This window comes from Paenibacillus sp. J2TS4, from assembly GCF_018403245.1.
Lineage (GTDB): Bacteria > Bacillota > Bacilli > Paenibacillales > NBRC-103111 > Paenibacillus_L.
In genome coordinates this window covers 597602-620895 of the sequence record NZ_BOSH01000003.1, presented here as the reverse complement: position 1 = coordinate 620895, position 23294 = coordinate 597602, and the positions used below count along the sequence as shown (strand labels likewise).

At 47.2% G+C, this 23294-nt stretch carries 19 protein-coding genes and 1 other annotated feature; of the genes, 7 read left to right on the top strand and 12 right to left on the bottom strand.

What is annotated here, in order from left to right; genetic code table 11:
• Nucleotides 1–295 precede the first annotated feature (295 nt).
• From KJS69_RS10040 to KJS69_RS10030, 3 genes are read left to right on the top strand one after another with little or no spacing between them, the layout of a single operon-like run.
• Nucleotides 296–3415, top strand: coding sequence for a DNA polymerase III subunit alpha (locus KJS69_RS10040; RefSeq protein ID WP_213583579.1), 3120 nt, complete (start codon nucleotides 296–298; stop codon nucleotides 3413–3415).
• Nucleotides 3416–3417: 2 nt separating this feature from the next.
• On the top strand, nucleotides 3418–4203 hold the full coding sequence (locus KJS69_RS10035; protein ID WP_213583578.1) for a DUF72 domain-containing protein: 786 nt from the start codon (nucleotides 3418–3420) through the stop codon (nucleotides 4201–4203).
• Nucleotides 4200–4787 (top strand): uracil-DNA glycosylase, encoded by a 588-nt coding sequence (locus tag KJS69_RS10030; RefSeq protein ID WP_213583577.1) that lies wholly within the window; start codon nucleotides 4200–4202, stop codon nucleotides 4785–4787. Before KJS69_RS10035 ends, KJS69_RS10030 begins: the two co-directional genes overlap by 4 nt.
• A 158-nt stretch (nucleotides 4788–4945) precedes the next feature.
• Here the strand turns inward: KJS69_RS10030 and KJS69_RS10025 are convergent, their stop codons facing one another.
• Nucleotides 4946–5833, bottom strand: a complete 888-nt coding sequence (locus KJS69_RS10025) for a fructose bisphosphate aldolase (protein ID WP_213583576.1) — start codon at nucleotides 5831–5833, stop codon at nucleotides 4946–4948.
• A 394-nt stretch (nucleotides 5834–6227) separates the two neighbouring features.
• On the opposite strand from KJS69_RS10025, the gene KJS69_RS10020 reads away from it, so the two are divergent.
• Nucleotides 6228–7115, top strand: a complete 888-nt coding sequence (locus KJS69_RS10020) for an ATP-binding cassette domain-containing protein (RefSeq protein ID WP_213583575.1) — start codon at nucleotides 6228–6230, stop codon at nucleotides 7113–7115.
• Nucleotides 7112–7900, top strand: a complete 789-nt coding sequence (locus KJS69_RS10015) for an ABC transporter permease (protein ID WP_213583574.1) — start codon at nucleotides 7112–7114, stop codon at nucleotides 7898–7900. Before KJS69_RS10020 ends, KJS69_RS10015 begins: the two co-directional genes overlap by 4 nt.
• Nucleotides 7901–8075: 175 nt before the next feature.
• Here the strand turns inward: KJS69_RS10015 and KJS69_RS10010 are convergent, their stop codons facing one another.
• From KJS69_RS10010 to KJS69_RS09980, 7 genes are all read right to left on the bottom strand, one after another.
• Nucleotides 8076–8894 (bottom strand): TetR/AcrR family transcriptional regulator, encoded by an 819-nt coding sequence (locus KJS69_RS10010; protein ID WP_213583573.1) that lies wholly within the window; start codon nucleotides 8892–8894, stop codon nucleotides 8076–8078.
• Nucleotides 8895–9299: 405 nt separating this feature from the next.
• Entirely contained in the window at nucleotides 9300–11651 is a 2352-nt protein-coding gene (locus KJS69_RS10005) for a valine--tRNA ligase (protein WP_213583572.1), read from the bottom strand.
• Nucleotides 11652–11713: 62 nt separating this feature from the next.
• Nucleotides 11714–11974: a binding site (T-box leader), on the bottom strand.
• A gap of 190 nt (nucleotides 11975–12164) precedes the next feature.
• On the bottom strand, nucleotides 12165–13355 hold the full coding sequence (locus tag KJS69_RS10000; protein WP_213583571.1) for an epoxide hydrolase family protein: 1191 nt from the start codon (nucleotides 13353–13355) through the stop codon (nucleotides 12165–12167).
• Nucleotides 13356–13377: 22 nt separating this feature from the next.
• On the bottom strand, nucleotides 13378–14280 hold the full coding sequence (locus KJS69_RS09995; protein WP_213583570.1) for a helix-turn-helix transcriptional regulator: 903 nt from the start codon (nucleotides 14278–14280) through the stop codon (nucleotides 13378–13380).
• Nucleotides 14281–14400: 120 nt separating this feature from the next.
• Nucleotides 14401–14994 (bottom strand): GNAT family N-acetyltransferase, encoded by a 594-nt coding sequence (locus tag KJS69_RS09990; RefSeq protein WP_213583569.1) that lies wholly within the window; start codon nucleotides 14992–14994, stop codon nucleotides 14401–14403.
• Between the two features lie 320 nt (nucleotides 14995–15314).
• Nucleotides 15315–16427, bottom strand: a complete 1113-nt coding sequence (locus KJS69_RS09985) for an RNA-guided endonuclease InsQ/TnpB family protein (protein ID WP_213583568.1) — start codon at nucleotides 16425–16427, stop codon at nucleotides 15315–15317.
• 338 nt (nucleotides 16428–16765) lie between these two features.
• A complete protein-coding gene (locus tag KJS69_RS09980) occupies nucleotides 16766–17596 on the bottom strand; it encodes an LptM family lipoprotein (protein ID WP_213583567.1) in 831 nt (276 codons plus the stop codon).
• Nucleotides 17597–18932: 1336 nt separating this feature from the next.
• Here KJS69_RS09980 and KJS69_RS09975 point away from each other — a divergent pair.
• On the top strand, nucleotides 18933–19430 hold the full coding sequence (locus KJS69_RS09975) for a GNAT family N-acetyltransferase (protein WP_213583566.1): 498 nt from the start codon (nucleotides 18933–18935) through the stop codon (nucleotides 19428–19430).
• 200 nt (nucleotides 19431–19630) lie between these two features.
• Here the strand turns inward: KJS69_RS09975 and KJS69_RS09970 are convergent, their stop codons facing one another.
• From KJS69_RS09970 to KJS69_RS09960, 3 genes are read right to left on the bottom strand one after another with little or no spacing between them, the layout of a single operon-like run.
• A complete protein-coding gene (locus KJS69_RS09970; protein ID WP_213583565.1) occupies nucleotides 19631–20050 on the bottom strand; it encodes a hypothetical protein in 420 nt (139 codons plus the stop codon).
• A 40-nt stretch (nucleotides 20051–20090) separates the two neighbouring features.
• A complete protein-coding gene (locus KJS69_RS09965) occupies nucleotides 20091–21014 on the bottom strand; it encodes an aminoglycoside phosphotransferase family protein (RefSeq protein WP_213583564.1) in 924 nt (307 codons plus the stop codon).
• Between the two features lie 27 nt (nucleotides 21015–21041).
• Complete coding sequence (locus KJS69_RS09960) at nucleotides 21042–21230, bottom strand: hypothetical protein (protein ID WP_213583563.1); 189 nt, start codon at nucleotides 21228–21230, stop codon at nucleotides 21042–21044.
• A gap of 133 nt (nucleotides 21231–21363) precedes the next feature.
• On the opposite strand from KJS69_RS09960, the gene KJS69_RS09955 reads away from it, so the two are divergent.
• Complete coding sequence (locus tag KJS69_RS09955; RefSeq protein ID WP_213583562.1) at nucleotides 21364–22605, top strand: MFS transporter; 1242 nt, start codon at nucleotides 21364–21366, stop codon at nucleotides 22603–22605.
• 50 nt (nucleotides 22606–22655) lie between these two features.
• Here the strand turns inward: KJS69_RS09955 and KJS69_RS09950 are convergent, their stop codons facing one another.
• Nucleotides 22656–23276 carry an undecaprenyl-diphosphatase gene (locus tag KJS69_RS09950; RefSeq protein ID WP_213583561.1) on the bottom strand — a complete coding sequence of 207 codons (621 nt, stop codon included), beginning with the start codon at nucleotides 23274–23276 and terminating at the stop codon, nucleotides 22656–22658.
• Nucleotides 23277–23294: the final 18 nt, after the last annotated feature.

The window sequence follows — 23294 nt, the reverse complement described above, 5'->3', positions numbered from 1 at the left end:
ATCCCGTTCATGAGCGATGATGCGTGGGTGTGGAGCTACATCTTCATATATTGATGTATATTTGGGCTAAGTGACGAAGAACGTCCTCATCCATCTTTTTGACGGATTGGGGGCGTTTTTTTATTTTTTGTAGGAGTGGATTAAGCCGCTATTCCGTAGGACGGGTCAAAGAATTCTTTGCCGTATTCCTCCGGCGTCAGTTCAACGTCCGTAACCGGAAATAACCTCCAATGGACAACAAATCGTCCCTACTGGTATGATAGAAACAAACGTTCCCATTTAAAGGAGGACTATCATGGAAAAGTTAGGGACAAGCTTCGTACACCTTCACGTTCATACGGAATATAGCTTGATGGAAGCGACATGCCGCTTGGAAGACCTCCTGCAAATTGCTGCATCGTGGAACATGGATGCGCTGGCCATAACCGATAAGGGTGTAATAAACGGGATGATTCCATTTTGCAAGCTTGCAGAGAAATACAGCATTCACCCGATTGTCGGTTGTGAAATGCTAGTCGGCGATGCGGGAGAAACTCTCATTTTATTGGCCGCTACCTATCGGGGCTACGAACAGATCGTCGAGCAGTTGAACGGCGCTTATTTCCGTCCCCCAGCCTTCCATGGGGATATCATTGCGCTGAGCGGCGGCAGAAACGGAAGCATCCATCGTCTGATCACGAGCGGGCGGATGGATCTGGCAGAAAAGCAAGCACTTCAATATATAAAGTGGTTCGGGAAGGAACATTTCTTTCTGGAGGTACAGCATCACGGACTTGAAGATGATGATGTGTGGCTCGAGAGGACCGTTCATCTTTCCCGGGAAATGAAGATTCCGTTAGTGGCTACCCACGACGTGCATTACCTCGCTCCGGAAGACGCGCCTTTGCTTCATATGATCCGGCATGGAAAAAACAAGCCGAGGTCGGCTGCCCCTTTCACGACAGGGCCGTTCTATCTCCCTTCCCCCCTAGAAATGAAGGCTAAATTCAGTCATCTTCCGGACGCTTTGGCCAATACGGTCCGAATCGCGCAGCGATGCCGGTTTCAACTGGAACGAGGAGCGTACAGGCTTCCAAGCTTCCCCGTTTCACAAGTGTGGAGCGTAGATCGCCATTCGTGCAATCGATCCGATACGGAAGGAATAGACTCTGCGAATTCCCCGCGAAGCGCGGATGAAGCATTGTACCAGTTATGCCTGGAAGGGATGAGGAGCCGATTTGATTCGTCTGTCCCAGCTCTCGATGATTCGGAAGGGCACAGAAGGACAGAACGAATGAAACAAGAGCTTGAGATCATTACGAGACGAGGGCTCTCCGACTATTTCCTAATTGTGTGGGATATCGTACGGTATGCGCGAAACCGGAACATTCCCGTCGGACCCGGAAGAGGTTCCGCCGCCGGAAGTCTGGTTGCCTATCTGCTCGGCATAACAGAGATTAATCCGCTCCTGCACGACCTTTCCTTTGAACGTTTTTTGAGTCCGGATCGCGCTGATTTGCCGGATATCGATGTGGACGTCTGTCAAAGAAGGCGCCACGAGCTGCTGCAATATGTCAAAGACAAATACGGAACAGACCGGATTGCGCATATCGGTGTACTGAACACGTTCGGGACGCGAGGGGCGGTTCGGGAAGCCGGGACTTATTTAGGCTTGCCAAAAAAACAAGTCGATGTGCTGGCCAAGCTGCTCCCCTCTTTTTCCGGGAAAGGCGGTGTCCGCCACAGTCTTGAGACCCTGCCGGAACTGCACAAACTGCCGGTCGATCAAGAGCCGTTCAAGTCGTTGTTTCAACTCGCCGAACGGCTTGAAGGATTGCCTCACCAGCATTCCACCCACCCTTCGGGTATTATACTCGGGGATGAACATTTGGCCCGGACCATTCCTCTGCAGCGAAGGCCGAACGGGGAACCGATGACTCCCTTCAATAAGGAAGATATCCAAACAATGGGCTTATTGAAAATCGATCTTCTCGGTTTACGCAGCCTGACGATCATTCACGATACCCTCGCTTCGATTCGTGAACAAACAGGCAATCAATTCGATATGAGTGTTATCCCCCTGGACGATCCGGACACGTTTCACGCGATCAGCAGTGGAAATACGCTGGGATGTTTTCAGCTGGAAAGTATGGGAATCCGCCGGTTGATGCGCAGAATGCAGCCGCACAGTATCTGCCATTTAGCCGATCTGCTCGCTTTGTACCGGCCTGGAGCATGGAATGAGGGAATCGTGGATACGTATTTACGCCGGCACCGGGGGGAAGAGAATTTCAAGGTTATACGGCCTGAAATGGAGTCTATTCTTTCGCCGACTTACGGCTTGATCCTGTATCAGGAGCAGGTGATGGCCATTGCTCAAGCAGTTACAGGATGCTCCATGGGTGAAGCCGACTCGCTCCGACGTGCGCTATCTGCAAAATCAGTCGAAGCGCTGTCCAATCACCAGCTTCGGTTTCTTCGGGGAGCAGCAGAACGAGGCGTGGCGGACAAGGAAGCTCTGGCCGTATTCGATTTTTTGGTCCGGTTTGCCGGGTACAGCTTCAATAAAGCCCATAGCGTGTCCTATGCTTATCTGGCCTACTGGACCGTTTATTTAAAAACGCATTTCCCCAAAGATTATATGGCCTCCCTATTAAGCATGGACGGAGGGTACTATGACAAGCAAGTATATCTTAGGGAGATCTCCAAAATGGGACTCTCCCTGCTTGGTCCCGATATTAACCGGAGCGGGTTCGGGTTTCATGCTGAAAAGGAAGGTATACGCTTAGGACTGGATGCCATCCACGGCTCGGGGCCGGAATCGGTGATCGCTATGTTGCGTTCTCGCCGTCGTAACGGAGAATTTCAAACTTTTCCCGAATGGGTTAATCGGATGAAAGCGAGCCGGATCAAAAGACCGGTACTCGAAGCCTGGATCGCCTCGGGTGCCTGTGATCGTTTTGGCCGACATCGGAAAGAGATGATCGCATACTTGAACGGATTGCCGAAGTCAGCCGGCATTAATTCGGCAACCGTAACGATTCCCGATTTTACCGAACCGGAAAAAAGAAAGATGGAAAAGGCGCTGCTCGGGTTTTCGCTTTCGCGGTCTCCTACCCGAAAATGGCAAGAGTTTTCGCAGCGTTTCAACATCGTTCCAATCCAAGAATTATCTGATTTCAACGATAATACACGTGTCCGCATATGCGGAACAGTCATCCACAGCAGACGGTATCCGACAAATGGCGGAGAATACGTGCTTATGCTCGTCTTACAGGATCATACAGATATGATCGAAGTCGTATTGTATCCCAAAACTTACAAGGCTTTCTTATACGAATTGAATCCACAGGGCATATTACTTGAAGGCGACGTCCGGATGAAGAACGGGCAGGTGCACGTCATTGCGGACAAAATCAAGGCGCTTGGAGGATGAATATGCTACTAATCGGAACGGCTGGTTACAGTTATGAGGATTGGCGCGGGATCTTTTACCCAGAAGATTTGGACAAAAAAGAAAGGCTTTCCTTTTACGCCCGGGAATTTGCGTTTACAGAGGTAAACTCATCTTTTTACGCGATGCCCAACCGATTTATGCTGTATCATATGCGGGAGAAAACACCCGAGCACTTTCAGTTCGTCATCAAAGCCTATCGGGGGATGACGCATAAACGGGAAGATAATGAACAACACTTCTCCGATTTTAAGGAAGCGTTGAAGCCATTAATAGAAGCGGGCAAACTGGGATGTGTACTGGCCCAGTTTCCAACCAGCTTCCGGAATCGGGATGAAAACCGGGATTATTTGAAGGAATTTAAAGAGTTGATGGGCGATATTCCGGTCGTTGTCGAATTTCGCCACGAAGAATGGATCGATGAACGAATATTCGACCTGCTGGAAGAAGAGCAATTGGGTTATGTTTGTGTGGACGAGCCGCAGTTTAAAACACTCGTTCCGCCGATCATCAGAGCAACCGGCCCAATTGGTTATATCCGGTTTCACGGCCGGAATTATAAGAAATGGTGGCATCACAAAGAGGCGTACGAACGATATGACTATTTGTACAGCGAGAACGAACTTACGGATTGGGTTCCGAATATTCGCAAACTTGCCGAGAAAACGGAAAAGACGTTCATCAGTATGAATAACCATTACCGGGCGCAGGCTGTCATCAACGGACGGATGCTGCGAGAAATGCTGAAGGAGGAGGTCGTTTCCACATGATCGTCGAAACAGTCTCCCCTTACGATTTGCAAGCGATCCGCAATCTGGAAGCATTGGATGCTGTCTGTCATCGTGTTTTTTTACCGGAGCCTGGTGAGAAGCTTGTATTCGGTGAAGGACCGGAGCATGCCCGTCTGTTGTTGCTCGGGGAGGCCCCCGGGGAAAAAGAAGCCGAGACCGGCCGGCCATTTGTCGGCAATTCGGGAAGGCTGCTGAATAAATATTTGCAGGAAGCGGACATCCTCAGGGAGGAAGCTTATCTGACGAACGTAATCAAAGTGAGGCCGCCCGGTAATCGGAAACCGAAAATATCGGAGATTAAAGAAGCGTTGCCGATTTTGCTCCGGCAAATCGAATTGATTCATCCGGCGATTATCGTTTGTCTGGGAAGCATAGCCGTACAGGCGATTGTAGATCGAAAAGCGAAAATAACCGAAATTCGCGGAGAGTGGCTGGAGAAGCACGGAATCCGTATCCTGCCGACCTATCATCCGTCCGCCGTATTTCGCGACGAAATTAAAAGAGAGCTTCTGAAACAGGATCTCTTCTCAGCCGCAAATGCCTTAACAAAGTTGGGAACATGATCGGATTCTAAGCTTGATTACTTCATCCGAACCTTGTCCCCTTCCTGCAGCGGCTCGCTGCTCTCGATAATGACCCGTCCCTGGTCGAACAGTCCTACAAGGGGACGGAACAGAGCCCCTGACCTCATTTTGAAACAGGCGGCAATATTTAGCCGGGATCAGGTGATGGATGCTTCATAAATGGACTTAATAGAACGGGACAGCATCGCGTTAAATTGTTCGTCTGTTTGCTGGGCGGTCAACCCCTCCGATAAGGCACGGGAAAAGCTCGCGATGAGGCCGTGATGCCGGGCCAGTTTTTCATTGGCTTCCCATTGATCATATCCGCCCGACAAAGCTACAACCCTTACAACATGTGGATCGTCTATCAAATCGCGATAATAATGATCTTCCGTCGGTATGGAAAGCTTCAGCATGATTTTTACGTCTTTATCTAAAAAAGACAATTGGTTGAAAATCTCATCTTTTAAAATTTGCTCCGATTTTTTCTTATCCGCGCTATAAATATCGACCTCAGGTTCGATAATCGGTACGAGTCCCATCGACAAGATTTGTTTGCCAATATCGAACTGCTGCTCCACTACTTGTCTAATTCCTTCCGGGTTGGCTTCTTTGATCACCGAACGCATTTTTGTCCCAAAAATGTTTTTGTCTATCGCCCGCTTTAAAAGATCGTCCAAATCCGGAATAGGCTTCATGAGCTGAACTCCATTTTCCAGTCCGGCGAGCCCTTTATCGATCTTCAAAAAAGGCACAATGCCTTTCTTCTCCCAAAGATAATCGGCGGTAAATTGATGGTCAATCGTACGATCCATAGTGTTTTCAAACAAAATAGCACCCAAAATATATTCCGAAGTGAATGCCGGGCTTGTGATAATGCGTGTTCTCATTTCATGGACCAACCCGAACATCTCTTCTTCATTGGAATAGCTGGTTTCCTTAATTCCGTACTGCAGCAGCGCCTTTGGAGTACTCCCCCCACTCTGGTCCAACGCTGCGATGAAACCCTTTCCCGTATGAATTCGCTCCATTTGTTCCTTGTTCATAATGCTTCTCCTTCCTTATTCATAGAATGATGGACTTGGCTTGGTATCAATCCGATAATCATTTTCTTAATAGCTCACAACGGAGCCAGTACTTGACGCTTAGAACAAGCAGGGGACGATCTCGCCGTATCGATCCGGAGAGAAAGGGATCAGCGACGAATCCAGATAGGCCTGTCCAAGCATCAAACACGGAGACTAAGGTAAAGTTTTCTTTATTGTACAATAATTTCACAGTCTAGGCAAAAATTTTGCAATCCCGCAAAAATGTCCCTTTCTTGCCTCTCTCGCGTGTACCGTCTTCTCTTTATGTAAATTACTCGTTGCATTTTAACTGTTTATTTAATATACTGTTTATGTCATATACTATATTAAGTACACAGAAAAGAGGCGTAGCATGAGTAAATTAGCCATTGAAGTTGCAGGGCTGCAAAAGCGTTTCGGTGACCAAGTTGTGCTGGACGGCATCGATCTGGCGGTGCCATCAGGCACCGTATTTGCCCTGCTTGGCCCGAACGGTGCCGGTAAAACCACACTCATTCACATCCTGTCTACACTGGTAGCTCTCGATGAAGGATCCGTACGCGTAGCCGGGCACGATGTCGTAACGGAAAGGAACGAGGTCAGGCGGTCCATCAGCCTCACCGGACAGTTCGCCGCTGTCGACGAAATGTTAACCGCCGAAGAGAATTTGTGCATGATCGGCAGACTCTCCGGGCTTACAGCAGCACAATCCCGTACTCGGGCAGCTGAGCTGCTAAAGCACTTCGACCTCTTAGCGGCCGCTGGCAAGCGCGTGAAGACATACTCGGGCGGCATGCGCCGTCGTCTGGATCTCGCCATTAGCCTGGTGGTTAGCAGGCCCGTGATGTTCCTGGACGAACCAACGACGGGACTCGATACGATTAGCCGACGAGCATTGTGGGATATCATCCTACAACTGGCAGAACAAGGCATCACTATTTTTCTGACGACGCAGTATTTAGAAGAAGCCGATCAATTGGCTGACACCATCGCGGTGATCGCCGATGGACGCGTCATCGCAACCGGAACTTCAGGCGAACTGAAGTCTCGCGTGGGAGGTAACGTGCTCGAGCTGCGCAATGCGAAAGACGATATAATTCGATCTATCCCTACCAGCGGCAATATCCACGACATCAGCCAATCACTCCATGAGCTGGGCCATACCGTCCCACAGGGGACCCAGGTAAACATCCGTAAGCCAAGCATGGATGATGTGTTCCTTGCTTTGACGACCAAAAAAATGGAGGAATCGGTATCATGATAACCCCTTCAAGACCAACCAAGTCGGCATCGTTCGGTGTTACGAACGCCGTCTTCATTGGGCGCAGTATTCGCCACAGTTTACGCAATACCGATTCATTAATAATGGCCATTATGCTTCCCATCATGCTTATGCTGCTCTTTACCTATGTGTTTGGCGGCGCCATTGACTCGAGCGGCGACTATGTGAATTATGTAGTTCCAGGTATCATTCTGCTGTGTGCCGGCTTTGGTTCGTCCAGTACGGCTGTGGATGTGGCCAATGATATGACCAACGGCATCATTGACCGATTTCGAACGATGCCGATTCGTAGCCTGAGCGTTATCACCGGGCATGTCGTCGCAAGCGTTGCCCGCAACCTGTTGGCCACCGGAATAGTCATTGGCGTTGCACTGCTCGTTGGCTTTCGGCCAACTGCCAATGTATTGGAGTGGGTTGGAGCGATAGCCGTCATTACTCTGTTCATTCTTACCTTCACCTCGCTCTTCGCAGCCATCGGGCTTGTTGCCAGCAGTCCTTCCGCCGCCAGCGGATACGGGTTCGCCCTGCTTTTTCTTCCATACCTATCCAGCGCCTTCGTCCCGACAGACACGATGCCTGCATGGTTGCGTGGGGTTGCGAATCATCAGCCCATCACTCCGGTTATCGAAACCATCCGAGGACTTCTCACAGGCGCACCCATTCATGATCGTGCCTGGTGGGCGATTGGATGGTGTCTGCTCATTCTTCTTCTGTCCCTCGTATGGAGCGTTTGGGCTTTTCGCCGGAAAGCGGGACGTCGTTAGCGAGAGGTTAGAATGGAATAACAATCATTTGATACAGAGCGGTGTCCACGAATAGAGAAGTTCTATAACGGTAAACGAAAAAGGGCTGGTACAGGGACTATTTCTGTACCAACCCTTTTTCGTTTATGGTCAGGGCCAGCGAAAGCCGCCTGACTGGGCATGCGGGGATTGCCCCTTATTTCTTCTTCGATGTATCACTCGCCACCGGAACCACAGGCATTCTGAAGGCAAGGTAATGTTCAATGCCGTCCAGAATCCGTTCCAGACCGAAATCAAAGTCGTTGCCAACAGTATTTTCATTGACGTTCTCCTCGGTATATGCACCGGATCTGATGATGGGATCCAGATTTGGAAAGCGTTCCGGTGTAACCAATTGCCTAAGCGCTGCACCATAATCTAGACCACTGACGACAGCAGGACTTGCTCCTGTCCGCATAGCCCGGTCTATATCCCTTTGAATGATTCCTGTCGAACGCGCGTAACTGCTTAACAAAAGGATGATAGATATTTTTTCATAATCATTTAGCGGAAAATCACGCATCGGTCTAAGCGCCCAGTCAATAATTTGAAGGTTGTTTGGTGTAACCGGGACACCGGAGATGGGAATGTCGCCATACCATGGATGCTCCACGAAGACGTTAATCGTAGCCCGAACATACTCACGCATACTTTCGCGCCAGTCTATGTCCTTCTCCTCCGGCGGAATAGGGATGGCACACACGGCATCCTGCATCAGCAACAGCAGATCGTCCTTACTGGGTATATATCGGTAGAGGGACATTGCGGTAAATCCAAGAGAAGCTGCAACCCGGCTCATGGAGACAGCGGAAAGCCCATCCTTATCGGCGATTGCGATAGCGGCGTCCACTATTTTCTTTATGCTCATTTCTCGCTTAGGTCCCCTCTGCGATTCTTTGACTATCCCCCAACTCAGCGCTACCGCGCGAGGTAATTTGCTGATGGCTTCGTGATCCATGTGGTCGTCTTTCTGCATGATTTCATATCCTCCATAATGGTCTAACTTAGGGAATATCCATTCGCCACTGGATAGACCGATGTCCATAATTAAATTGTTTACTTAATAAACAGTATACCATAATTTTCAGTCAATATAAAAACCACGGTTTCCCGTGGATTTTAACTTGAACTCCCTTACGCGCGTAACGAACCCCTGATCTCATCGCTGCCAGTGGAGCGGTCGGTTTTGTAGGTATCTTAGGGAGCAAGGCTTTTGGGAGTCTTATGTCTCTACGTTCGGACTCAAGTAGCGGATATAGGCAACGGCTTTGTAATGGACGGATAAGGTTTTGGAAAAGAAAGTATGATGTGAATGAAAGTCGTCGGTTCCCCTCTATGCCGCTTGGAGAACCGACGCAGACAAGGCCGCTGATCCGCCTACTTACTCAGAGATATAATTGATCGCTTTGGCGTTAGCACAGGCTTTCAAATCTTTTTCGGTTTGCTTAAACCACTCCAAATATTTAGACTCACATTTAATTTCCATAACATCCATCTCGGCCCGCATGGATAAATTTTTACCAGACTTATACTTGCGCATATCGGATAAGGCTTCTTTAATCGATTCTCCAAACTCCAGAAGATCATTGTTTGTATGCTCACTCTTTTCCCATTTCAAGAGATGAATAGATGCCGTTTTTTCATGCTGCTTGAAAAATTGTTGGTAAATATATTCGGTGATATGCGGAACATAGATGGCATACATTTTCAGGATATTCAGCAATGCATAATAGAGCGCATACTGCCCCGAACGTCTTTCAACATATCCGTGAAGCTCCGGCTCATATAACCGGGACTTGACGATTTCTATATAATTATCGCAAAAGTCTTTCCAGAACAATTCATCCACTTCGTGTCTTGCCGATCCGATTTCATATTCATTCAACCATACGGCAGCCTTTGTAATCGTCTCGTTCGTACGTTCGATTATCCACCTATCCACCGGCAGAAGCTGAGGCTTATCAGATAAATCAATGTCTTTCAAATGAGAGATTGCAAACTTGGAAGCGTTCCACAGCTTCGTAATAAACCGTTTGGCAATCACAAGCTCCTCGATGGCGAAAAAGGTATCGGTTCCAAGGCGCGCGTTGGCTGACCAATAGCGCAAAACATCCGCAGAGTGAGCGGCGATTAACGCTGCAGGTTCCATCTCGGAATTGCCTTGTGACTTGCTGATCTTCTCTCCCTTCTTGGCGAGAACAAATCCATTGATCATCAAGTCTCTCCACGGAATATCGCCTGTATGATACAGGCTTCTGACCATGGTATAGAAAGTCCATGTCCGTATGATTTCATGAGCGTGCGTTCTCATGCTCATCGGAGTTAGTTTAAAGCCGAGCCGTTCATGGATTTGCGGCGTTAGCGATGACGTTGCCCATGTGTCGAATACGGCGCTTTCGGGCGTGAATTCCTTGCATCCGCAGTCGCATGTGCCCATGTATGGGGTTTCGAGCGGATTGACTGGAAGCTGTTCGGATTTTGCGAAACCGGTTTTTCCGCAATTATTGCAATACCATACCGGAAAAGGAACACCGAAATAGCGTTGACGGGAAATACACCAGTCCCACTTCAAATTTTCAACCCATGCAATATAGCGGTTTTTCATATAGGCGGGATACCAGTTTATTTTGTTCGCGGCATCCAGGAAACGCTCTTTTTCAGATAAAATCTCGATATACCACTGCCTTGACGGAATGATTTCGATTTCTTTTCTGCAACGTTCATGAACGGCAACAGCGTGTAATATTTTTTCGGATTTCTGCAGCAGATTGGATTCATCAAGCAATCGAATAATCTCTTTTCTGGCAGCAAAGACTTTAAGTCCGCCGATAAACGGAACATCCTTGACCATGGTCCCGTCCGCCAAAATCACTTTGCGGTATGGCAGAGCGTGTTTAAGATACCATTCAGCATCAGTGCTGTCACCGAATGTTGCACACAAAACAACACCGGTGCCTTTATCCATTCCAACCTTATGATCCGTCCGTATGGGTACTTCATAGTTATAAAGCGGAACCTGTGCGGTTTTCCCAATATATTGTGTATACCGTTCGTCATCGGGATGAACGAATAAGCTGACGCAGCCATATAACAGTTCAGGGCGTGTTGTTGCAACATAAAGCGGCTTGCCCTCAACCATAAAGGGAATATAGTTGAAGGTAGACTCCATCTCATCTGTATCGAGCTCGGCCTGAGCAATGGAGGTTTGACATTCGGTACACCAAAGCACAGGAGATTCTTTCACATATGCTTTTTCTTTATGAACAAGCTCCAGGAATAATGACTGTGATATTTTTCTAACGTCATCGCTTATCGTTTCATATTGCATGGACCAATCCACCGAAAATCCCAGCGTTCTCCAAAAATGTTTAAATTCCGTTTCATATTTTTCGGTTATGTGTTTGCATTTATTTATAAATTCACTTCGGGAGAGATCTTTGGCACGAATACCTTCGTCGCGTTCAACCAAACGCTCGGTCGGCAATCCATTATCATCAAAGCCAAAGGGATAAAATACATTATAGCCCTGCATTCTGCGAAACCGTGCAATCATTTCAGCCTGTGTGTAAGAAAACAAGTGCCCGACATGCAGGTTTCCGCTGACTGTCGGCGGCGGAGTGTCGATCGAGTAAATCTCTCCTTGTACATCGGGATCGAACCTGTAAATTTGTTCTTTCTCCCAAAACTCCTGCATTTGTTTTTCAATTTGAGCAAAATTGTAACGCTTTTCCATTTGAATACCTCCAAAATTAGTGATTGAACACAATAAAGAACGCCCCAAAGCAATTTCCATTGCTTTGGGGCGAACATTACGTCCGTGGTACCACCCAAATTCAGAGAATATTCTCTGCACTCTGCCGATGCGGGATAGTTCATGTATATCCGATATCGTTTTCCAATGACGGCGGAAATCCCGTTGAAGTCTACTAAGAAATTTCTTTCCGTTCGGTTCACAGCTCAGAGGCTACTTCCATACTTTCTTCACGAAGGCTTACACCAGCCGCCTTCTCTCTTTGCATCGGATAAGCATGTACTCCTCCTCGTCAATGCCTTTATTGTATTCAATTTCCAACATTATACACTATAACAAAAAAATATCAATAGCTTGCCATAATCCGCTGAGGATCGATATCTTCCCTTTGGCCGGCATATTTCACTGCAGCGATAATGTCATCATGGAAAGTTTTAACCGTTGGAACTTTCACGGGTCTGCGATGACCGCAGTTATTCATTCCCCTGATTACTGTTATGATGTAAGACCGCGGAAAAACAACCGAACCTCTTCCGCATAGCGTTCAGGCTGTTCCATCGCGTAAAAATGGCCGCCTTCCGAACATTCGCTCCAGTGTACGATATGGTGATCCTTCTCTGCAAGCCGCCTGATCGTCGTATCATGGGAGAGCGATACCAGAACACCCGTTGGCACGGTTCCCTTTTCCTTCGGTGCCCAGGCGGATTCATCATGGACAGACTCATAATAGATTTGAGCGGAAGATCCAGCGGTGCCGCTGAACCAATACAAACTAACGTTAGTCAGCAGCCGGTCTCGATCTATGATCTCTTCAGGTAAATGCTCTGTCGGGTTCGTCCACTTTTTGAAAATTTCCATGATCCACGCGAGTTGACCCGTCGGTGAGTCATGAAGTCCGTATGCAAGGGTATGTGGACTTTTGGATTGAATTTGCATATACCCGTCATTAAAAGTTTCGAGTCTTGCTAAGCGACCCTCCTCTTCCTCTGATAAGCCATCCAGTTCATGTGCTTCGCCGGAGGGAAAAGTGATAAACGCGTTCAAATGAATGCCGATTATACGTTCGGGCGCCAGATGCCCCATCTCTGGTGCGATAAACGCACCGGAGTCGCCGCCCTGAACGCCGTAGCGTTCGTACCCGAGACGATCCATTAGTTGAACCATAACTTCTGCCATCCGCCCGGGTGTCCAGCCTGGCGCAGTCAACGGAGCGGAGAAGCCGAAGCCAGGTATCGATGGAATAACTAAATGAAAAGCATCATCCGCTTCTTTGCCGTGGGCGCGCGGGTTGGTCAAACAGTCTATAGTATCCAGGAACTCAATAAATGATCCCGGCCACCCATGAAGCAGCATGAGCGGTGTCGCATCTTCTTCGGGTGACTTGACGTGAATAAAATGGATGTTCTGACCCTCTATATTGGTTAAAAAATGTGGGAGCTTGTTGAGCTGCTGCTCATGCACGCGCCAATCATAATGGTGAAGCCAGTAGTCGGCCAGTTCTTTCACGTAGGACAGCGGCGCGCCCCGTTCCCATTCAGGGTCCGGCAGTTGTTCGGGCCAGCGGACGCGAGCCAGCCGCTCCTTCAGATCGTCCAGCTTCTCCTCGGATACATCGATCAGGAACGGCTGGATGAGATCCCCGATTTGTTGCGATTGACTTGGTTGCTCATGATTATAAACGATCATTTGTCGTGCCCCTCTCTTCCTGTTATTTTTCTTCTACATGATACAGCTTTTGAATTTCGAGCATCGTGTTCAACACTTGATGCTTCAACTCGTCCGGGGAAATGATGGTCACTTTCGGCCCGTAGCTTAATACGACGGATACCGCATACTCTGTCTTATAAAAAACAGTATGCACGTCAATATGATCGTCTGCGCGAATGCACTCCCCCGGAAATTGCTCCAACACGCGCGGCTGGGCGCTCAAATCGAATCGGAGATGGGCTTGCATACCCTGAACTTCTTCAGCATCCGAAGCAGGGGCCTCCTCTCTGGGCTGATATTTGTCATCTGTAATCTTGAGCGAGGATAGTCTCGATAACCGAAACATCCGACTGGCCTGGCGTAATAAGCAGTAGCCGCTCAAATACCAAGCGCCTCGCCCCCAATACAATGCGGCGGGCTCCACGCTTCGATCAGTATTGCTGCCCGTTGAACTGATGTAGGAAAACGACACGACCCGTTTATCATTAATCGCCTGAAGAAGCGGATGAACCAGGTTTTTCTCCAATTCTGAGGTGCTCATATCGAATATGATCTTATTGACGTTCCCTCCATTCAGCAGGGCAGGTTGCAAGCTGGAAAGCTTGCCCATAATCGAAACCGGCTTGGCACCCATCGCTCCTTCCATACCCCTTAACAGGTTGTAGATCACCGATAGATCCTCCAAGGAGAAGTGCTGTTTCGTCAAGTAGAAGCCGCTCATAACTTCAAATCCGCCATCGGTACCCGTATAGGAAGCGACGGGAATACCGGCTTGACTAATTAACTCGATATCGCGATAGATCGTACGGTTCGACACTTCAAACCGGTCGGCCAATTCCGCAGCCGTCACTCTTCGCTTGGACAACAACTCCATCGTTATGCCAAGCGCACGAATCAGCTTCACGTTATTCCTCCTCCTCTTCATTGATCTGCTCGTTCGGTGCATCTGTATATAGTCTAAATGATGAATTATGACAGCTTGCTTGTCAGGATTAAAAAAGGCTGTTTTTGTTTTTTAAAAAATTCATTTCACATATTTCAACGATATGAGATGATTTATACCGTTTTTTTCGGCTAGCTTTTTCGGAAGTGCTTTCCTCTTGTACTCCTTAAACCCCAACTTTTCATATAATTTCATAGCCGGTATATTCGTGTCCGCAACCTCTTCGATCAAGTATTCTTTATAAGACTTACTTTCAAGTATATGGGCAATCACTTGCGAAGCCGCTCCTTGACCTCTGAATTCGAGTGCTGTTCCGACAAACTCTATTGAACATTTATCACCGTTAGGATTTTCAAACGAGACTTGAAATTCTCTCTTGAGTAGGACCCCTGCAAGAATTCCCTTATAAAAGCCCAAATGATTGATCAACTGTTTCGTATTAAGTCTCACCGAAAGTTCTGTGCCGTCCGTGCAAGCAGCCATAGCCGCCACTTTGTCGCCAGACATGGCTAAATAGAATTGATTCTCAACAAACATATGAGCGAAGGCTTTGGCAATTTTATGTCTGTCTGTTGAAAAAAAGCCAAGCCACTGCGTGAATCCATCTGCAAATATTTCGGACATTTGCGATCTTACATTCAAATCCGTTTGATCCGCTCTGATTACCGTATACATCCTTAATCAGACTCCTTTTCCATATAAAAAGGCTGTAAGTATCGCTGGGGAGGGCATAACGAAGTCGTTCTTCAACATTACTTTCATCTCAGCCAATCCCTGATTATATATAAATATGGGAATTTAAGTAAAAAAAGGCCATCCGCTTGACCTTTGAAACATCATATTTTATCAATGTTTCAAGGAAGTATCCAAGTCAACAACTCATGACTCAAGTCACGAGCTTGTAACTGCCCGGAAGTGAGTACGGCGGTTAGCCTCCTTCCTTGGGGTGGCGTTACCATAGGCAGGTTGACTGCTGCCCGACTGCATAGGTATACCTACACAGCCACTTCAGCGATGTACTGGATTCCAATGCGCTGAAGATTCATAGCGCCAATGCGATCATCATTCGAGCGATACCCGCACTTCTGACAACAGAAGCAGTGCCTCTTCTTATCCCGATTGGCTCTCTCTGTATGCTCACATTTGGGGCAGGCTTGTGATGTATAACGGGGATCAACCGCCATTACTTTGGCTCCATGGAGGTTGGCCTTGTACGTGATCATCTGGCGCAGCTGATAGAAGGACCAACAGACGGTTTCATAACGATCCTGGACCCGAACCCGCTCTGTACGGTTTCGAACACCCGTTAAGTCTTCCAGTACAAACAACGTATGGGCCCCATATCGGAGGACGAGTGCCTTGGATATCCGGTGATTGATATCTGTCATCCAGCGGTTTTCTCGTCCCCCGATTCGCTTTAACTTACGGCGAGCGGAGGCTGTCCCCAGTTGCTGCAGCTGCTTTCGCAAATGCTTGTACTTCGAGCGCTTATTCTTAATGGGTCTACCGTGAAAGAACGTACATTGACCCTGGGAATCATAGCTGGTCGCGATAAAATTGACGCCCATGTCTAATCCAACCACTTGATTCAAAGATGGATCCGAGACTTCTTCCACTTCTCTGGTCATTGGAAGGTGTAAGAAGAACTTCCCTCGCTTGTGGACCAACTTGGCGGTCCCGAAGGACCAGGATCCATCCAAATACGTTTCCATGCCTTTCGTTTCATAAGGCACCTTGATGCGACCGTGCAGGGTGTTGATGGAAAACATCCGTTGTGTAAACGAGTAATCTCGACGCCAAACGAGGTCGAGCTCCGGTTTCTTGAACCGGACGAATGTCCAGAGGTGGCCGTTGCCGACTAATGACTTGTATCGAGCAATCACCGTTCGCATGACCGATTGGGCCATTTGAGATCGCAAGGAAAAGGCAGAACGCAACTCTCGATACATCAACTGATGCAGCTTCGTCTTGGAGAGAATTTTCTCTTCAAATACAAGCTTGGACAGGTAATCACTTGCCAGACGATAAGCTCGTAAAGTCTGTCGTAACCCATCGATTTGTTCAGGAGTGGGCAAGATTTTCACTTTGGCGGTTAAAGTGATCTTCAACTCAAGTCACCTTGCTTCGTGTTAATATGATCAGCTAGGCTGTAAGTTACTCACCCTACATCCTACACACTCCATTATATCAAACATATGTTCCTGTTTGAAGCAGAAATTCAGAAATAAGTGTAAGATCACTTATCTAATCAAAAGAGGAGGAGTAAAGGGGTGTGACTAATAAGAGAAGGGCGTAAATTCCTCTCACGACTCAAGTCGCGAGTATCCTTTACGCAGATCATGAAAAAGCCCAAGTCTTATAAATAGATTGAAGATTGTTAGACATACTGTACAAATTTTGTTCATATTACATTGGTAAATTGGAATTTGTCAGTTTCGCATTATACTCATGATCCATTTCTTATCTGCGAGATGTTTTCTTCCGTCAAATCCATATACTGGATTTGAATTTTCGAAGCGTCTCCAATGTGAGCGTTGACCCACTCATTGTATTCGGATGCATCTACCGGGTGCGTATTGTCATATTGTTCAGCTTCCATGATATAGTAAACAAACCCCGTCCCGCTTTTATCTATATCACTTGGATACGGATTATTTTGTTTGTCTGTTTCTGAGCGAAAGTAGTTTTTGTCCCATGCGTCCACCATGCCAACTAATACATAGCTGTCCGAATCCGGCACGTATTGATATAGGCTATAGGGCCAAAAGTCACCGGCAAGTCCTTGATTATGGTGCCATCCAGCTTTGATGATTCCGTTATCATAAAACGTCAGCAAAGTGAATTCACGAAGTTTCATTTGCAGTTTTTTTGTCTCTGCGTCGTAAGCAAGCACGTATCCTGCCCAGCCACCTTGATATGTAGTGGTGTAAAGCAGGATCAGTTCTTCTCTCCCGTCGTTATCCACATCGCAAACAGCGAATTTGTTTTCAGCCATATCACCTAATTGTTCCCCGCTGTCGTCGACACCGTCGGGAAGTATATGGTTTTGGATCAGGTTTTCAAGTGCAGTAAAATATGCATTATACATATCATCAAGATTATCGACGGGTTTATCAGGTACTTCCGGTGTGTCTGTCACAGTTGCCGGAGCCGTTGGCGAAGCAGGAAGAGGCGAATTTCCACTATTACCATCTATATTTACTGCCTCATTGTTGCTACAAGCGGCAAGTGTCACACATAAAGCCACAGAAAAAATAAGGCTCAATATTTTTTTCATTTAGCAGATTCTCCTTTTCACGCAGAAGGTTATATAAATAATATGTACTACAAATTCCTGTTTGTCTGTGGGATTGAATAAACCTTGAATCCATAATACCTCGCTTTACTACATAAAAAAAGACATAGCTTCCCCTTGGCGGAAAGCCATGTCTTTTTTGGTGGAACCATGGAGGTCGAACCCCTGACCTTGTCGCTGCCAGCGACATACTCTCCCACCACGGTTGTTTTCACTGCCCATTTTTTGAAAACGGTGTGTTGAAGTTTGTGAATATCTAAACCTATTTCTTTTTTTCAAAGAATTAATTGCCATGATTATTAATTATAAAGTCTATTAACTTTTTCCCAGAAGTCGCTGTTGGAAAGATCCGGTTCGATACCGTACTCTTCCTCAAACTGCTCATATACTTCTGACGACATACCTTCGATTGCATCGCTCAATAAATTCAATGCTTCGTTGCTTTTCTTACCAGTGGATGCCCGTCATTTATCGTAATCTTATTTGTGCTGAATTTCATTTGAACTGTGGAAATAATAAAAATTCCTCACTACGCGAACAACTAATCCGTTCTCTGCTTTGACATCCAATATGAAAACTGAGAAATCCACCATTAAGGGAATGGAAAGTCGATTAAAAGGTCACCCGGTAAGTTATAGGTGTAATTTTCATCATCACCTTTTCCAGAACGAAAGAGCAAAAGGATTTCTCTCTTAACTAACCACTTTTCTCAAATGCGCTCCAAGTTCTAGATGTGCAATGTGATTCAAAGTCGATAGGCTTATCAAATCGACCTCTTCCTTCCGCTTTCTGAGCATAGGCCTAATTCTTATAGCATTGCCTTATTTATGGATATCTTTAATTCTGGAATCCTCCAGTTAATCTGAAGATAAATAAAAAAGGTGCCGTTATAATAACTTATATATAAAAATAAACGGCATCTCTGCCGTTTGTGTTATGTATTGGTGGAGCCTAGGGGGATCGAACCCCTGACCTCATCGCTGCCAGTGGAGCGATCAGTTTTGTACGTGCCTTGTGGGGCAAGGCTTTTTGGAGTTTATGTCTCTACATTCGCTTGGCCGTACCCGGGCATGATGCCCTCGGAGATGGAAAACTGCATAAAGAACCACCTGCTATTCTCTCAAATCTTCTATGTCTGAAAATTGAAAATAACGGTGTCCTCTTTATGAACTATAAGCTGCTGCACAAAAAACCGAAAAATAAAGTTATAATAGAATCCATGGAGAAGCTTATGAATCTTGGAGTGTGATCCGTAAACGAGTGCGAGACTCACGATGCATTACACTCTGATTGGTGTAGAAAAAGGAGAGCAAATCTAATGGAACTTGTCATTACAAGAGTGGAGACAGAGGAAGAAGTCGAGCTTTTGGCTCAGTTGGCATCGAAAATTTGGAATGAATATTATATAAGCATCCTATCGAAAGAACAAATCGACTATATGCTCAGCAAATTTCAATCTGTTCAGGCCATTGCCGGGCAAATGAACAATCAGGGTTATGAATATTATTTAATGAATGCATATGGCAGCCATATCGGTTATCTAGCGATCAAGCAAGAAGAAGGCAAAATGTTTCTAAGCAAATTTTATATCCAACAAGAGCATCGGGGAAAAGGTTATGCAAGCCAAGCCATGGAATGGTTGGTACGCATATGTAAAGATCGAAGGTTGGGAGTTATATGGCTTACAGCTAACCGGCATAATCATGCAGCGATAGCTGTTTATGAGAAAAAAGGATTTCGAACGGTACGAACTCAAGTAGCGGATATAGGCAACGGCTTTGTAATGGACGATAAGGTTATGGAAAAGAAAGTGTGATGTGAGGGAAGAGCAGTCACTACCATAAATGGAATGAAGGTCTTCTATATATTCTGATTCCGCACACAAAAGCCTCGTTTACGCCTCCATAGCCAAAAAAATGCTTGCGGGACATGTATATCCCGCAAGCGTAAGCCGTCACCACTTCCTTAGAATTTCTCCAGTGCAGTGATGCTTGGGTAGTGATGGCCAAATTATGTTCATTCCACCTTCACTATAAAAGCATACAGTCCGCTTTTATGCTCCCCCCACTCAGCTCGAATGGAGAAGATATGCTCCCCTTTTTCCTGTGGAAGGGTAAATTGGTTTGAATCCAGCTCAACCTGTTCAACCGTTTCTTGTCCCACCCATCTGGACAGAATCATTTTGCTTGGCTTGCTCGAGAATTTGACGAGCACTTCTTCCTTCGGTTTAACCGCAATTGGGGTTAAGTCCTTGACCAGATAATCCGGCCCGGGCGCATCCGCAATGACTTGCTTGTTGAAGGTTTTCCAGGAATACGTGCCCAAGACGGCTGGAATTTCGATTTTCCCCGCTTTCAGAACAGGCATGGGCGGGCGACTGCTGCATCCAACCAGCAGAATGGCAATGACCGTGAACACAACGACTAATTTCCTCACAAGGCTCCCCCCTTGGCAATATGACGATAGCAAGACCCCGTTACCTGCTGTACCATTTCGGTTTAACGCTTTCAAAGCCATTGTGATCTTCCAGAACTCTGTAGATCTTCTCAAGCATGGAGTCCAACTCCTCTGGTTTCACCTTCAAAATCCAGACGATGGAAGAATAGATACTCATGGCGAGGTAGAGAGAGTACAAGGTCCAGAACCGTTCATCCGGCTGACCGCCCTTGTGATATCCCGTCATTTGTCCGATAGCAAACGGGATGCTGACCTCGCTGCTAAAAAAACCTACCTTCAAAAATTCGTGGATGGGATCTCCCCAATCGTAGCTGTTAAAATCAATGACCCCGGCCAACTGCTGATCCTTAATAATCAGGTTCCCCACATGAAAGTCGTCATGTTGAAAGACGTTAGGGCGATATTTCATAAGTTCTATATGGTCATCAATAAAGGACTGCAGCTTCGAATCCTCTTTCAGCTTATATCCGCAGGCATGATATTGATCCATGTAGCGTCTGTGCTTCTTGTACTTGCGGTCAAACCAACCGGAGACAGGCTCAGGAGCCGGACACTGATGCATCTTCAGCAGCTCTATCCCGGCGTCCGCCCCTATTTTATATTGCACCTCTTCGGGAAGTTTTCCAATATGCTCCTCCGCATCCTCCCCTTCAATATAGGAAAGTAACATATACCCTTTACCCAGAGGCTCTACGGACCCGAACTCAATCGGCTTCGAGCATTTAACGCTGTACAGCTCCATCTTTTGTAAAACATCAAATTCCGCTTTCTTGGCTTCCCGCTGCTTTAAATCAAACATTCTTAATAGATATTTCCAGCCATCCTGAAACGAAACACAATATTTATGATCACTCGAATAGCCTTTATGGATGGGTGAAATGTCCTGATAACCTTTCAAATGCGGGATATATTGTTCCATATTATGGAGAGATTGATTTTCCATCGCTTTCGCCTCCTTTATATAAAAATGTCAATAGCTATCGATAGTCTTCCGACTGAAGTCCGATTCTACCGCTGCGAGGATTATCTTTGCCTTGCGCAGCTCCCGGCTCGCGTTGTGGCTCTTCCTGACGCTAATCAACCACATGAAGCTGTTGCTGGCCGGTAACGTGCCCTTCATAAAGGCTTTTATTTCCGCAGGATATTTCCACTTTTCCATTTAACCCTTCTTTTGTCAATGGGGTCACCCTCCGTTTTACAAAAAAATATCCCATCCGTTTCCCCGGTTTCTGTGATATATTAAATGGGTCCCCTATCGATGATCTTATTAAGGAAGTGCAGATAAACTAACCATGAGTACTCAAACTGAGGCTAAACCATCTTCTATTACGGATTCGGCAAAAGCAACGGTTTTTCCAATCCTGTTCGCCATTAGCATTGTCCATCTGTTGAACGACACGATGCAGTCTACCGTGTCCGCTATTTTTCCTATTTTGAAAAGCGAGCTCAGTCTCAGCTACACGCAGATTGGGATCATTGCTCTCGTCATGAATATATCGGCCTCGGTGCTGCAGCCGCTCATCGGGCGCTCCGCGGATATTCGGCCCATGCCGCTTCTTCTCCCGCTGGGCGTCTGTTTTACGCTGGCGGGAATTATCGCGCTGGCGCTGGCCCCATATTATGCCATTATTTTGCTGGCGGTTACGGCGATGGGGGTTGGCTCGGCCATCTTCCACCCCGAATCCTCCAGAGTCGCTTATTTGGCGGCCGGCTCCCGGCGCGGGCTGGCCCAATCGATCTTCCAGGTCGGCGGCAATATAGGAAGCTCGCTCGGCCCCATCATGACTGCTGTCGTCTTCGTACACCTGGGCCAATCCGGCGTCATCTGGTTCGCCTTTGCCGCAATTGCGGCTATACTCATTCAAGCTTATGTAGCTCGCTGGTACAGTGCACAGCTATTAGTGCCCCGAGTTGACAAAAAGCCGAAAAACATCGCCATCCTGGAAAAGCCCGTAAGCCGCTTATCCCACCGGCAAGTAGTCGGGGCCATGACCATTCTGATCCTGCTTGTCATTTCCAAGAACGTCTATATGGCGAGTATTTCCAGCTATTATACGTTCTATCTGATCGATGACTACGGCGTAACGGTCAGCCAGGCCCAATGGTTCCTGTTCGCCTTTCTCGCTGCGGCCGCAATAGGCACCTTCTTCGGCGGACCGCTCGCAGATCGCTTCGGACGCCGCAGCATCATATGGTTCTCTATATTGGGCACGTCGCCCTTTTCGATCCTGCTGCCGTTCGCGAACCTGTTCTGGACCGGCGTAGTCGCCGTTCTCGCCGGCTTTATCTTATCTTCGGCGTTCTCCATCATCGTCGTCTATGCCCAGGAGCTGATGCCGGGCAACATTGGCCTCGTCTCCGGCTTATTCTTCGGCGTCGCCTTCGGTATCGGCGGTCTCGGTTCAGCCGTGCTCGGCTGGGTCGCTGACGGAACCAGCATCGCCTTTATTATGAAGCTATCCGCCTTCCTGCCTCTTCTGGGCATTCTGGCCATATGGCTGCCCAAGGATAAGGAGCTTCAACCCATCGGCTAAAGATATGAAACTTAACCCCCTCAAGCGCTAGACTTGAGGGGGTTGGTTTTTTACCGATAAGGCTTGGTTGTCTGCGATGGTTCATTTTTAACCCAGATCCGCTGTTCTAATTGTTCATATACGCGAAGCAGGGCGTAAAGCACCCGATTGGCCCAGGCCCATCTAGTAAAAATGATATGAATAACGACCGCGCAAAGAATTCCATTCATCATGCCGCCTAGAATATCCAACGGATAATGCACTCCGACCCATATTCTGGATAACGAGACGATGGATGCCAGAATCAACCACAGCCGTCCTTCCTTCTTCCTAAACAGCCAGATGGCGGTTGCAATAACAAATGTGGCCGCAGCGTGGTTGCTCGGAAAAGAAGCATTGGCATCATGTGCGATCAATTGGATCACGTCATGATCGACGAATGGCCGAGATCGATACAATAAGTGGCCGAGTACTTTGTTTACAGCCAGAGCGGTGCAGGCCGCAAGCGCCGTTTGCAGCACCATCTGACGATTTCGCTGTTTGCGGGTAAACCAGTAAACAAGCAGTCCAATAACAAAAATATATTCAGCATACTCCGCAAAAAATATCATTAACTGGTTAACGAAGCTGTCTCCTGCTGCCCATTGATTAATAGATTTAAAAATCCGATATTCGATTTCTGTTGTTGTCATTAGTTCTCCCCTTATTGA

What these genes read in the sequence shown, in the direction of transcription:
- KJS69_RS10040 (WP_213583579.1), top strand. Translation starts at nt 296, where the DNA reads ATGGAAAAGTTAGGGACAAGCTTCGTACACCTTCACGTTCATACGGAA.
- KJS69_RS10035 (WP_213583578.1), top strand. Translation starts at nt 3,418, where the DNA reads ATGCTACTAATCGGAACGGCTGGTTACAGTTATGAGGATTGGCGCGGG.
- KJS69_RS10030 (WP_213583577.1), top strand. Translation starts at nt 4,200, where the DNA reads ATGATCGTCGAAACAGTCTCCCCTTACGATTTGCAAGCGATCCGCAAT.
- KJS69_RS10025 (WP_213583576.1), bottom strand. Translation starts at nt 5,833, where the DNA reads ATGAACAAGGAACAAATGGAGCGAATTCATACGGGAAAGGGTTTCATC.
- KJS69_RS10020 (WP_213583575.1), top strand. Translation starts at nt 6,228, where the DNA reads ATGAGTAAATTAGCCATTGAAGTTGCAGGGCTGCAAAAGCGTTTCGGT.
- KJS69_RS10015 (WP_213583574.1), top strand. Translation starts at nt 7,112, where the DNA reads ATGATAACCCCTTCAAGACCAACCAAGTCGGCATCGTTCGGTGTTACG.
- KJS69_RS10010 (WP_213583573.1), bottom strand. Translation starts at nt 8,894, where the DNA reads ATGCAGAAAGACGACCACATGGATCACGAAGCCATCAGCAAATTACCT.
- KJS69_RS10005 (WP_213583572.1), bottom strand. Translation starts at nt 11,651, where the DNA reads ATGGAAAAGCGTTACAATTTTGCTCAAATTGAAAAACAAATGCAGGAG.
- KJS69_RS10000 (WP_213583571.1), bottom strand. Translation starts at nt 13,355, where the DNA reads ATGATCGTTTATAATCATGAGCAACCAAGTCAATCGCAACAAATCGGG.
- KJS69_RS09990 (WP_213583569.1), bottom strand. Translation starts at nt 14,994, where the DNA reads ATGTATACGGTAATCAGAGCGGATCAAACGGATTTGAATGTAAGATCG.
- KJS69_RS09980 (WP_213583567.1), bottom strand. Translation starts at nt 17,596, where the DNA reads ATGAAAAAAATATTGAGCCTTATTTTTTCTGTGGCTTTATGTGTGACA.
- KJS69_RS09975 (WP_213583566.1), top strand. Translation starts at nt 18,933, where the DNA reads ATGGAACTTGTCATTACAAGAGTGGAGACAGAGGAAGAAGTCGAGCTT.
- KJS69_RS09965 (WP_213583564.1), bottom strand. Translation starts at nt 21,014, where the DNA reads ATGGAAAATCAATCTCTCCATAATATGGAACAATATATCCCGCATTTG.
- KJS69_RS09960 (WP_213583563.1), bottom strand. Translation starts at nt 21,230, where the DNA reads ATGGAAAAGTGGAAATATCCTGCGGAAATAAAAGCCTTTATGAAGGGC.
- KJS69_RS09955 (WP_213583562.1), top strand. Translation starts at nt 21,364, where the DNA reads ATGAGTACTCAAACTGAGGCTAAACCATCTTCTATTACGGATTCGGCA.
- KJS69_RS09950 (WP_213583561.1), bottom strand. Translation starts at nt 23,276, where the DNA reads ATGACAACAACAGAAATCGAATATCGGATTTTTAAATCTATTAATCAA.